This is a genomic window from Serratia sp. root2, assembly GCF_031931805.1.
GTDB lineage: Bacteria > Pseudomonadota > Gammaproteobacteria > Enterobacterales > Enterobacteriaceae > Serratia > Serratia inhibens.
This window is the reverse complement of the sequence record NZ_JAUJXB010000012.1, coordinates 1-12,625: the sequence shown is the minus strand read 5'-3', so window position 1 is coordinate 12,625 and position 12,625 is coordinate 1. Positions and strand designations below refer to the sequence as shown.

General features: G+C 47.5%; 10 protein-coding genes. 5 read left to right on the top strand and 5 right to left on the bottom strand.

Annotated elements, in window-relative coordinates; genetic code table 11:
* Positions 1–96: 96 nt before the first annotated feature.
* Positions 97–633: a fimbrial protein gene (locus tag QZQ97_RS24365; RefSeq protein ID WP_311995494.1), complete on the bottom strand. Its 537-nt coding sequence runs from the start codon at positions 631–633 to the stop codon at positions 97–99.
* Positions 634–732: 99 nt separating this feature from the next.
* Positions 733–1,266 (bottom strand): fimbrial protein, encoded by a 534-nt coding sequence (locus QZQ97_RS24360; protein WP_311995493.1) that lies wholly within the window; start codon positions 1,264–1,266, stop codon positions 733–735.
* A gap of 442 nt (positions 1,267–1,708) precedes the next feature.
* Here QZQ97_RS24360 and QZQ97_RS24355 point away from each other — a divergent pair, with 442 nt between their 5' ends.
* From QZQ97_RS24355 to QZQ97_RS24335, 5 genes are read left to right on the top strand one after another with little or no spacing between them, the layout of a single operon-like run.
* Positions 1,709–2,026, top strand: coding sequence for a hypothetical protein (locus QZQ97_RS24355; protein ID WP_311995492.1), 318 nt, complete (start codon positions 1,709–1,711; stop codon positions 2,024–2,026).
* 21 nt (positions 2,027–2,047) lie between these two features.
* Positions 2,048–3,703 carry a PglL family O-oligosaccharyltransferase gene (locus QZQ97_RS24350; protein WP_311995491.1) on the top strand — a complete coding sequence of 552 codons (1,656 nt, stop codon included), beginning with the start codon at positions 2,048–2,050 and terminating at the stop codon, positions 3,701–3,703.
* Positions 3,700–4,347, top strand: coding sequence for a helix-turn-helix domain-containing protein (locus QZQ97_RS24345; RefSeq protein ID WP_311995490.1), 648 nt, complete (start codon positions 3,700–3,702; stop codon positions 4,345–4,347). The genes QZQ97_RS24350 and QZQ97_RS24345 overlap by 4 nt, the downstream gene beginning before the upstream one ends.
* A gap of 57 nt (positions 4,348–4,404) precedes the next feature.
* Positions 4,405–4,839 (top strand): hypothetical protein, encoded by a 435-nt coding sequence (locus tag QZQ97_RS24340; RefSeq protein WP_311995489.1) that lies wholly within the window; start codon positions 4,405–4,407, stop codon positions 4,837–4,839.
* Entirely contained in the window at positions 4,836–6,209 is a 1,374-nt protein-coding gene (locus tag QZQ97_RS24335) for an FKBP-type peptidyl-prolyl cis-trans isomerase N-terminal domain-containing protein (protein ID WP_311995488.1), read from the top strand. The genes QZQ97_RS24340 and QZQ97_RS24335 overlap by 4 nt, the downstream gene beginning before the upstream one ends.
* Before the next feature lie 2,166 nt (positions 6,210–8,375).
* On the opposite strand, the gene QZQ97_RS24330 is transcribed toward QZQ97_RS24335, so the two are convergent.
* The 3 genes from QZQ97_RS24330 to QZQ97_RS24320 all read right to left on the bottom strand — a co-directional run bounded on the left by QZQ97_RS24330 (position 8,376) and on the right by QZQ97_RS24320 (position 12,477).
* Complete coding sequence (locus QZQ97_RS24330; RefSeq protein ID WP_311995487.1) at positions 8,376–9,179, bottom strand: winged helix-turn-helix domain-containing protein; 804 nt, start codon at positions 9,177–9,179, stop codon at positions 8,376–8,378.
* Positions 9,180–11,097: 1,918 nt separating this feature from the next.
* The gene (locus tag QZQ97_RS24325) at positions 11,098–11,880 is read right to left on the bottom strand and encodes a hypothetical protein (RefSeq protein WP_311995486.1); all 783 of its coding nucleotides are present in this window, start codon (positions 11,878–11,880) and stop codon (positions 11,098–11,100) included.
* Positions 11,881–11,901: 21 nt separating this feature from the next.
* Entirely contained in the window at positions 11,902–12,477 is a 576-nt protein-coding gene (locus QZQ97_RS24320) for a fimbrial protein (RefSeq protein WP_311995485.1), read from the bottom strand.
* Positions 12,478–12,625 lie beyond the last annotated feature (148 nt).

Sequence of the window (12,625 nt, the reverse complement as noted above, 5' to 3'; positions counted from 1 at the left end):
ACCACCTGGAGTCGAACCAGCTTTCCTGTTGGTGACAATCCCATACCCTTACCTTTTTATTTTAAATAATCGTTGCCGACGCCGTGCGCGAGGTATTCAGAAATAATCCAGTTTGAAACGAATTGACGAAAAATAATCGCCGGGCTTCAATGCGTGATTATTTGCCACCAGTTTCAGGGAGTAGTTCAATTGCATACTGCCGGGAATGATATCGACAAACGGCAAGGCTTTTCCGGGTGACGCAATATTGCCCACGTCATCGGAAATTTGCAGACCCACACCGGACACCCCGCCATGAACACCAAACAAATCCCCTTCCGTGTCACCGTCAAAGGTCACCTGGAATTGTTTCCAGTCCGCTTTTCCCGGGCGTTCAAGCACACAATTCACCAGGTCTATTGAAAAGGATTTACTGCGCCCCTGGCCATCACGAATAATATCGGCCACGGGAATAACCCCCATATCGATACTTTGCTCACGGCTGTCCACCGCAATAGCGCAGGCCGTATCAATAATACTGCCCTGCATATTGACCCGCCCCCACCCTGCCAGATCACCGGCAGCGCGCGCAGAAAACGACACCGAAAGAAACAGGCAGGAAAATACGATTAATGTTTTTCTATTAATGTACATCTTCCATTATTCCTTTGGGCGAATTGCATAAAAAAGGCATGCGGGAACCCCGCATGCACAGACACACCAATATTAAAAATAAAGGGGATAAAAATGGGCTTAGTTATACGCCAGGGTAAAGTCAGTCACGGCCTGGAAATCACCTTCGGTAACGGTGGCTGACGCGCCATCACCCTGCAAGTAGGCCGCAAAGCTCAGGGTATTGTTACCGTCCTGCAATTTCTGCTCTTTGGTTGCCTGACCCAGCGTGATGATTTGGCCATCAGCCTGGGTGATCGCCAGGCTGGCACCGCCGGCATTACCGGTAATACCCAGCAGACCGTTCCCGGCAGCAGACTCCATACCGGTGAAGGTCACCTGCACCTTATTCTTGGCAGCCGGGGTGCCAAATGAGCAGTTTTCCAGCTTGATCTCAAAGTTTCTTGGCGTGGACTGGCCACCGTCTTTCAGGGCGACATTAGAAATCTGCCCCAGGTCAACAGTCTGATCGATAGACTCCGGTGCGATAGAGCACGGTGCATCGATAATAGAGCCGGTGAAGCTGACTTTACCATGACCTTGGTCAGCGGCGTGTGCCATAGAAGCTGAGCCAAATGCAATTACAGCAGCCAGAAGTGTCTTATTCAGGTTCATTTATAAAGTTTCCAATGATAATTAATGATTAAAGTTTTATTTCCGGACCCCGGACTGCACAATCCATTACGCAAAAACAATAACTCAAAGAGAGATAAAATCGACTCACGTTAAAACAACATGCAGATCCAGAATAAGAACAGGGGACACCCTCGTTCTGAAATCAATTATTGCAAAAAAAAACCAAAACCGAGAGCTATTTTCTTAATGTCAAACAAAAAAACAATATAAAACCAACAACCTTTTTTTTTACGGTAAAAATCAAAACATATGATCGCGAAAACTCACAATGCGACATAATCAACTGAAATAAATATTACAAACGATTTTATAGTCCAAAAAGAAACGTAATGACACTACAATAGACCAACAAAAGGGCGTAACCCCACTTCCACCGACACATAGCAACACCTCGTGTGGATGGGAATATGGAGCGAATTCAATGACGGAGCTAAAGGTCACACGCAGAGAAAGCCTCCGGCTACAACATGCGTTGCTTATTGTTTTACAACAGTTAGCACCGCCAGTAACAAACAATAGGTTACCGCCGCAGACGAGCTGGCCTTCTACACGGCAACTGGCTATGGCTCTTGATATCGGGATTTATCGAGCGCGTTATTTACTACTCGATATGGTTAGAAAAAATCATATCGTCGTCAGTGATCGTGCAGTAAGAAATTCACTGCGCTGGTTTCCGTTAGAGAAAACAGTCCCCACTCCTGTTGATAATTTCTTACCGGCAAGAGCTATTAACAAATAATAAAAGAATGAGGAATTAATAATGGCCTTCCATATCAATATTCTGATATGTCTGGGACTGTCCCTGGGGTTGTTAGGTTTTTGGTTTCGGCGTGCTGCAAATCATCGCGCGATTATAGTCTCACCTGCCTTGACCTATTTTACTGCGGGAGTTGTCGTATTAGCCTTCCCGCTAGCCTATACCACAGACATGCGAGCTACGGGTGCCGCCTGGCGAATTGCCGGTACCGTGCTCGGGGTATTTTGGTTTGTTTCGTGCCTGCAAATACACTGGCGCCGATGCACGGTGCTTACGGCACTCTATGGCTTACTCTTTTTGGTTGCTGTGCAGGCCGTTATTGCCGGGCAGCAGTGGTTTGTGCCTGATAATGCCTGGGTTTCTCTCTACGGCAATCGGGTCTACGGCTCATTCTTTCAGCCGAACGTCCTCGCCAGCTTTATCGCTACCGGCGTTACCCTGGCCCTTGCATTGCTGCTGCTCCCCGGGCTGGCCTTAAAACGCGCCAGGAGTGAGCACGCACGCCAGTGCGGCTTGCTGATCCTACTGGCGATGCTCTCTGCCGTTCTTATTTGCATTCAGTCCCGGGCTGGTTGGTTGGGTGGCATCGCCGCAGTATTGCTCCTTTTTCGTTTTGGTCGCCTCAACTCGCCACGAACCGTCAGTGCCATTGCAGCACTGACTGTTGGTGTATTCCTGGGTGGTACATTGCTGCTCTTGGGGCAATCCCTCATTCCTCTGGTCGACCACTCTCACAGCAACCTGTCTCGCTGGACCATGTTACGCGATACGCTAGCCATGATTGCTGACAGACCCTGGCAAGGGTGGGGGTATGGCGGATTCGAATATGATTTTCAGCACTTTCGTGTTTACCAGGCTTCGCCAACCCAGGTGACCGAAATTGTTCGCCATCCGCATAACGAAATATTGCTGTGGGTCGTTGAGGGTGGCCTGGTAGGGCTAACTGGCATGATGCTGGTTCTTGTTGGCATAGGAATCATTGTCCGGCAGGCGATAAAGCGGGACCGTTCTGCCCTGATAGCCGGTCATCGCATGGCCGGAGTGACGACAGCGCTAAGTATTGCTGCGCTGCCCATGGCTATCCATAGTCTGCTGGAGTTTCCGTTCTACCTTTCGACGCTGCATTTTGTCATTTTTCTGCTTTTGCTCGCCATGGCGGACCGCCTCAGCACAACAGAGCCAACGCTACGCACCTTGCCGGACATCACGAGCAGAATACTGAACCGGACCCTGACCGTTTTGGCACTGGGCATTACCGTGCTGGCCAGCTTTACCCTTAAGGGGGGGGTGACGCTCACGCAAGTGGAAAGATTTGGCATGGAAGATGTTACCCCCTTAAAAACGTTACCCTCTCTGACTCGCCAACTACTTCATGAACGTATTACCTTTGATGAACAGGTCGGTGCCCTGATGGCCTACAACCGGACGCGTGATGAACGACTACTGGAAGATTACAGCCTGTGGGCACAAACCTACCTGCAACAACGCATCGATAAGAATGTTTACGCCAACCTGATCTCCGTATTACTGCACCAGAAACACCCAGCGACTGCAGAGCGTTATCGCCGTGAGGCGGCATTGTTTTTCCCGACCGATGTTCGCTTCTCCTCCCCTTTAGTCGATATCACTGCAACGCACGATAACCAGGAAAAGCGATGAAAAAAAAACATATCAATGTCTTTATAGAAGACTCGGATCAATATTTTACACAGGGCCTCACCGCCTTATTGCAAGTTGAAGACCTGTGTAGGCACACAACAGTCACCTTTTTAACTCAACAGAACCGTTATCTGGCCGACCTGATAATAGTACCGGATGATCCCACATCTTTCTTCAAGGCCTATTCGACAGCAATGATGAATGCCCGGCGGAATGTACTTTTGATCCAGGATAACGTCCGATACAAGACAGTTTCACAAACGCTGTACCGGACCGGTATCATTAAACGCCACGACAGCATAAATACCGTTCTGCAGCTACTTGAGACAGCATTCAAAAAACATAATGACAGCGCCACCGATGATGCCCAGTACAGAAGTCCGCCGCTAACGTTCCGAGAAGGCCAAATTTTAGCGGCCATTGCGCAGGGACTGCAGCCTAACCGTATAGCCAGGCAACTCGGTGTGCACATCAAAACGGTGAGCTCCCATAAATGTGCTGCCATGCGCAAGTTGGGGTTTTCTCGCAATTACGAATTATATCTCTGGTTGTGCAATCAGAATGGTCTACCGCAGAGCCTCATCAATGCCCAATCGCTGCGTCCTTTTCGGAAAATTAACGTCAATCAAATCACTCTTCGGTGAAGAGTGATGTCAGCATGATAAATAAAGAAAAACTACCCAACAGGATACGCAGCAAGAATGAATAAACAGGTCAATCACACAATTCGTATGGGCATCATATACCTTATTGTCCTCGGCTCTGTAGCTTGCCAAACGCAAAAACCAGGCAAGCCAACCGTCAAGGACCATGCCACCACAGAACAAAACGCCACCGAAGATGCCCAGCTCAGGCAGCGTGAGCTCGAGCGATTAACGCTGTGCCAGAATCAATTAGCATCATTAATAAAAATCAATCCAAAACAGCATCAGCAGTACAAGCAGGTCTTCGACAGCCTGATGAATAGCGCCTCACAGTATGCGAGTCTGCGTGGCCGGGTGAACAACAATACCCAGGAGACGATTGACTCTTTATATCGCTATAAAATCAACTATCTGTGCGCCAGCATCAGCCAAGCCGTATTGACCGGCCTGACTGAGAAAGCAGAGCAGGTTAAAGAGGGGCCTGTTAAATGAGTCAGAAAAAATGGCTGTTCACTCGCAGCTACTCGACATTAGCAGCTCTTATGATATCCAGCAACGTGTTGGCGGATGACGGTGTACCTGCCTTATTACAGTTTGCCGAACAGTATCAACAGCAAGTGCTTGAAAAACCGGCGACCACAGAAAAAATCACCACGCCAGGAGCCGCCATATCGACAAAAAATCCGACACAGCCCGCCCGCAGGCCGGATAAACCGAGCACGGCAGCCCCGCCGACTAAACCCAGTACGCAACATCAATTACTATTAGCCAGCAAACAGCAACTAGCGCGGCAACGCATCGAACTGGAAACGCTTCGCAAGGAGGTTAGCGCGTTACGGGCAGAAAAAATCTCACTTCCCGTTGTTATCCCCCCCAAATTGCCTGACCTGCAACCGTTGAAGCAATGGGTAGTCAGTTTAGGGGACGCCTGGCGTGGATCACCCGACGCACAACGAACTACTGCCCTGCTTCGCGAGGCGATAAAACAGAAAGACTTGGCAAAAAAGATGGCAGCCCAAGCCAACGAACAGATCAAGAGTCTCAAGGTTGCAGCACAAAAGACCGAGGCTGAACGTGAAAAACTGCACCGGGAGAGCGAAGATACGTTACAGGCCTTGCGCGCAACGCTACAAGACAATGAACAGCAACTTGCCAAACAAAAGGCGATAATAGACCAGGCACAAACGGAATTGGCTACATTGCATAAACGAACCTCATGGAATATGACTCCAGAGCAATTGGCGCAGGAGAAAACCCGCCTATCCTATGCGGCGGGTTCAACGCTGGGTCAGGATATTCAGGCGATGATAGCTGAGCGCCAAGAATGGGGAGTCCCTGTTGAGCGGGATGCCCTACTGGCCGGTGTTATTGACAGCGTATCGGGACAGTTGCAACTGCCGCAGGAGCAACTGGCCCAATTAATGGTAAAAACCGATGCTACCGCCAGTGCGGCGCGTGATAAACGGCTTCAAGCACAAGCTATTAGCGATGAAGACTACCTCAATAAGTTCAAAAAACTGAAAGGTGCGACCCTTTCTCCAATGGGTTTCTGGTATCGAGTCGATTATGCCGGCGATAGTGAACTTGCAAAGGATGCTGTCATTGACGTAGTGGTAAAAGAAACCTTGACCGACAACACTGTTATTCAGGACATGGATCTCAACGGAAAGGTCTTGTCACAACCGATTTCAGCGTTTCCACCGCTATTCCAGGAGGCGATAAGTTACCTGCGCAACCACGGTTCATTGACCTTGGTGGTTCCGCCAGCGCTGGCCTATGGGGAGACCGGCTATCCGCCTAAGGTGCCGCCCAATGCCACCATGGTCTATACGTTACGTATTGACAACAGTCATACTCCGTAATGAACCGTTTCGATGAAAATCGTAAATCGTCGCCACGCCTCCGTCAGCAGTACTATCGCTGACAGGGGGCGTTCATCTGCGGTGCAAGCGTGGTTACACAGTGGCCACAGCACTAACAACACATCATTATTTTGTCAACGCGTCACACAGCGGTAATGCATGCACACCCAGTTTATCGAGCGTGCTCGAGATCAACCCGAGCGACAAATGTCGCAACCAAAAGCCGAGCTCATGTTGAAGGATTTATGTGGCTGCAGGATCAATTCTATTTGTTTGGCTAACGCTCTCTGCCCCAAGTCATAAACAAGTAATGAAAAGCATTACTTGAATGAATGGTTCCGGATCATGTAAAGCCTGATTTTCTTGTTGGGGTGAGCAATAAAATTTTGACGATGCGTCGCGAACCGCACTGACTCGATTTCACAACACAAGTTGTGTGATACTCTCTCGGTAAGGCTGACTGGGTATACCCGGATTCCGAACGTGATTCATCATAGGTACCGGCTGGCAAGCAATGTCAACAAAGGCCAGGACTTTATATTTTTCGAAAAAATATTGATATAGATTATATGTCAGCACATCGTTATTACTGTCTGCAAGACATCATAAAAATCACTACCGAGGTCAAAAGCAAACACTTAAACCATGCTTGATATATTATTTTCAGGGCATAAATATTGAAAGTTCAGAAACAATAAAATAACCTTGCTTATCCATAACAAGTAAATCAGGCATTTGTTCCATGTTAATACAGGTCTATTAAAATAATCAGTTACCTATAAAAATAAGTATTCATTACATATATATGCACTGCGGTCAGAATACTTTACTTTCCTGTCAAAGAAATCACTATTCAGGCAAAGACCGTAACCCTTCAGGGTCAGAATAAAATCTGAAGGAAACCCATTATCATTTAGCGTGCGCCGTGTTTTGCAAATAAGTTGATTATAACGCCCCTCCATCAAGTCATGGTTCTGCTTTGGCCATATATATTCAATCAACAACGCCTTTTCATTTATTTTATTCATCAAACAGTATACCAGAAGGGCCTGATTTTTACTCAAGGCAACGACAGTACTCTGGCCTTTCAGCTGCAGTATCCGCGATTTCAGAAGCAACATATCATTTTCAAAAAAAATATGATTTGGCACAGAACCCTCTCTCGTTTAAACGATTAATTAATCCCGGGATGAATACCCATGATAGTTTCAAGCTGTCTGGGTACATTCGCTTACTCGGAATATCCGCAAACCATGTATCCAGCGTCAAAGCATGAAAGAGGTTATCACTTAAAAACACGAATTGGGTTTATATAATCAATACCATGCCATTTATAGATTAATATTCTGTTTTATATATTTTTATAGGTTTATATTTCAATAAAAGCAACGCATAGGAAAATAGTTTACCACCGTCGTAAATCTTGGTGGCACTGGCACAACAGCGTTCATTTTTATCCTGCCACCTGGAGCCAGAATGACTTGGGCACTGACGGCACGACAGTAGACATTTGAAAAATAATTCTCAGCGGATATACATACTTTAATCAGCTACTTTTTGGCCTTACGAATACTGAACAAACAGTATGCTTAAACCGACGGATGATCTCTGCCCGATTGATACGCTGGCCGTGATCAAGGAAATGCACCGAAACAGGCCGTACAAAAAACAGGCTTGGCGTGGAATATTGCCAATTTCCAGTCGGCCATTACAATATTCCACCATATCCAAACTACTCCATATTAATCTTCAGTACACATCATCAGTGTTTCATTAGGGAGCGTCAGGACAAAGTCCGAAGAATTAAGCGCAGTCACTTTTAACTTTATATCGCGGTATGTCAAAACACGGAATATGGCCTCGAGTTGCTGATTTCGTTCCTGCATATGGATAGAATAATAATCACCCCGCTTCACGTAACTGAAGTTCATTATACCATCGACGAACCTCGGTGATGAACCCTTACATGTCCATTCTCCTGAGACAAGAACATAACCTTCTCCACCGGAATGTAGGGACAAAAAAACATCGTATACACTCTTTCCCTTACAGTTTTCCACTGTACCTAGAGTATGTAAGCGTGCCCAGCAATTGAAGTCTTTATCTTTGTGCATGTTTTTCCAAAAAATGACACAGGCTGTTACAGCGATAACAAATACTAAAATCTTAGTTTTTATTTTCATATACACCTTCTACCCTGGAGTAAATGTAATTTTCACAAGGTGCCTTGCTTTTATAAGCACAGTGACCGAGCAGATCGAAAAAGGCATAATCACCTGACGTATTCTTTTTTTTATCTGCTGAAAAATAAACGTTAGCTTTAATGGCGCAGTTTATTTTCTCATCCTTAATAATGGCATTAATTCTGTTAATCACCTTACCTCTATCAAGTCGGCGGGTCATGTCATCAATAAGATAAAATCGGCATTGCTGGTAACGAAAAATCTCACTCCTTACCGATTTGAGTCTCAGATTTTCGTGTATATAGGCGGTAACGCCTGCAGTGAGTAAAACTAAAAAAAAGATCGTTATCTTGATTTTTTTGGATGAAAAAAAATCGATCCCACCCCCCTTCTCTCCATGTCCCAATGGTGGGGTTGGGGATTGATTATCTTCAGTAACGGCAGGTGAGGCCACAGAAGGAGCGATATATATAATATCTGCTTCAAATAAAAAACCATGTTTTGGAATTGTCGAAATAACACCAGGGCAGCCGCATTGTGCCAGTGCCTTTCTTAGCATAGAGACATAATTATTGAGATTATTATTAGACGCACTCAGGCCTTTTTTTTCCCATAGCTCAGTTAATAACTTATCCCTGCTTATCGGAACGCCAACATTTTGGATAAACAATAATAGCAATTCATTGCTCACTCGATTGAGCGTAATCATATCAATACTGTCATCTTGGCAAAACAACGTACCATCAGATGAATTAAAATTCACATAATTGTTTATTATGTACTCCATCTACTCCCCTCATAATCAGTACATTAAAAGACATCAATAAAGCAGAGGTTATAATGACCATGCTATCGACAAACACTATAACACTTAAATACAATGGTATTTTACGCCAGATACAATTCATTACATGATTACAGTTTAAAATCAAATCCTTAGCAAGTGATTTCACTTAATCACTAGCGTTATTATATATCAAAAAACAAATTTTTATTATTTTAGTGACTTTAAATCCGTATGGGTTGGAGCCTTTGGTATCAATGCCCGTTGCACACTGTTATTTAAACGAGGGTTCTGACACATCAGTCCAGGAAAACCAGGATGGCTGCAATTGATGTTTTTTCGGGCAGTAGCCACATAAAATCCTCCCACTGATGATTAACGTTTCAATGTAGCCCCCCTTCTTAGCCACGTGATATCCGACAACCCTTGCGGCACGGGCAGCTTGTCATCATCACTGCCGCCACCCAGGTTACCGTCGCAGTATTTGTTATGTCTTTATTGAGAACACGGAAATACCATGAATTCAAGGTCGGTGCCGTTGGGAAGAACCAGCGAGGCTACGCGGTGGGTAGATTGGTTACCTGAGGGAGTAGAGCACCAAGGGGTGGATGCACGGTGACACAGGAGGGACCGACACTTGCCCCCTTCTGTGTCAGGCCCCCCTAGCGTTGGCGAATGGATAGCACACCAGGGCCCGGGACGGGATTAGTAGGGCGATGCAATGACGACAACAGACCCACGGTGATCCCCTGGCTCCGCATTGATGGCATCAAGTGTCGAGGTGAGTCGAATATGGTCAGTCCCGACCATTTGGGTCGTAATATCGGTGGTCACGCCGGGGGAGAGTTGGATTTTGCTGCCCCCCCCCAAGATCGTGATCACAGGTTTGGCACCACAGTCCACTGTCCCCTCAAGACCAACGACAGAATGGGCATTGGTACTGATTACGCCATGGTCGAGCGTCGGGGGTAGGATGATATTACAGATAACGTCTGGCGGTAAGGGTTTCTCGCAATAGGTGGAGCCGCTGTTGGCGACTTGGGCAGGATCCAATTGGCCATAGATGGTACGAGCGGTGAATGAGGTCCACCCTTTAGATTGGACGAAGAGGACACACTCACCACCAGTATCGGCCCCCGTATGGATCCATTGGCGAGAGTCGAGTGAGCAGATGGACGACAGTGTGAGTTCCCAGGACTCCAGGGACCTGAGCCTGCAATCAGTGATACTGGGTGCATGCCCCGCAGCAGTGAAAGCACACTCGCTGAACGGGATCCCAAGGGGCCCACTCCCAACGTTACAATGAATTGATATGGCCTGCAGAATGTACCCCCCGGACGGGTCGGGCGGCACGGCAGGGACTTGGTCGAGGAGGATCGTGCTGTCGACATAGTACCATGCCGATCCACAGGTGTAGCCATTCGCCGCTTCGCATTTCAATATTTGAATGTTTTCGAGGTACGGGAACGGAACACCGACGGCAGCGAGGGGGATGAGGCAGATCTGGACGATGAGTAATTTAATAAATGCGTTCATGGGCTATCCCAAAGTGAAAATTTGTTTAGCAGGCATTCAGCTTATGTCTTGTAAGTGGTGTTTTGCCCAATTAATCCACCGGGCCTCATATCCTGCATACGCAGGTTGGTCCCTGCCGTCGACAGTTTCCGCCTGCGTACCTGCCCAAAAGCCGCACAATACGTACCCGATGGTTCTCTATTGCTCTTGGGGCTAATCTGGGCCCTGCGGGGAATACCCTAGTCCCAACCAGTCGAAGCCATGTTCAATTCTCCGCAGTTGCGTTTTATCCGGGTGTGTTTCAAATGCACCCAAATCAAAAAATTTATGAAATCCTTTTAACCAACGGGTGAAATTACCAGCGCATATGAATAGACCGGAGACAGCAACGCACCAGGCCTACAACTTATAAAATTGTTAAGTCCAACAAAGCTGAGCCAACCTTTTCACCCGCGCTCAGTCCTGTGTCTATCAAATCAAACCCTATGGGTATGTCCATCGGATTAATAGTTTGCTCGTAGACATAACTATTACTTTGCCGTTTGGGTCCAACGAAGAGTTGACTAACGGCATCTTGCCCAAGTTGTATTTTATCCTCGCCTGCTGGGGACTGCAGCGATAACGTCACCTTGGTAGGTTGGGAGCATTCTACAGTGACATAATCATCTACTTTTAATAAGTTACCGACTGTAGCAGTCCCAAAATTCACTTGATTGGGCGCGACAATGGTGCACTTAGCAGGCTCCGGTGGTGGACCGATTGCCTCACCACGAAAACAGTACATCAGCAGCCTGCCAGCATCATTCAGGCAGATAAAAATAAACGGTTCTATTTGCGTTGTAGAGGTACCAATTTTCGATAACCTGATCCCGCTGGCCAGCGCGTTGTTGACAAAGGTACGCATACTTTCAGCACCAAAACCAGGAGAATGCCAGTCTTGTTGATTGCGGCTCCAAATCTTTTTATTCATATAAAAAGAGGAAGTAGTGGACTGACTAGCAGCCGGTTGTCGTTCAGGGTTCATTCCATTGACATTACCATTGAGTACTACGTTGCCATCAGAAGTTTGGGTGACAGTTACTTGCCCGATGACAGTTAACGAAATAATGGCCAAAAGTAGCCCGACAAAGCCCAGAATGATAATTTTCCATAGCATAATGAACACTCCTATATTTTCGATTATTGTCATTTGCTACATCCTGTTTTCCCCCTACTCATATTCAAGGTGGAAGGTCGCCACCGCACTGAAGGGGCCGCGGCCAATTGACTTGTCCGTAATCGCTTGCGGCTCGCCCTGAACATAGGCCTTCAGCGCAATACTGTTGCTCCCTTCCTGCAGCAGGGATTTATCGCTCGCCTGATTGAGTGGCAGCGGTTGGGCCGACGGCGTCTCAAGCCCGATGGCAATCCCCGTGGCCTCACTGCCGCCGCCAAGGGCCAGCAGGCCCGGCAAGGCGCTGTTTTCGGTGCCGGTAAAGGTCACACTCACCGTATTGCCCAGCGTCAGGTCGCATTCTTCCAGGTGTATATCGAAGACCTGCCCGAGAGTACGCGTGTTCAGGTACAGGTACTTTTCAATGATGGTGCCAAAATCCAGCGTGATTTCTTCATCGCCCGGCGGTATCACACAGGGCTCCGCAACCAGAGCGCCGTGCAGGTGCACGTTGTTGTCATCCGCGGCCTCGGTCGCCAGCGGCGCGACAATCAGCGCCTGTGCCAACAGCAGGGCAGCGGCCCCGGAACGGGGATGTCCTGAACGCTGGCGCTTGCCCGATTTGCCTTTCATCTCGCGCTCCTTATTCATAGTCGGCACGGAGTGTCGCCCAGGCCTCAAAAGCCCCTTCATTCAGCGTGGCTCCTGCTTGTTTTATCGGTACCGCCTCCAGACCTGGCGGGCTGTCCGGGTCTATCTTCACCGTGCTGTTCGGATAAAC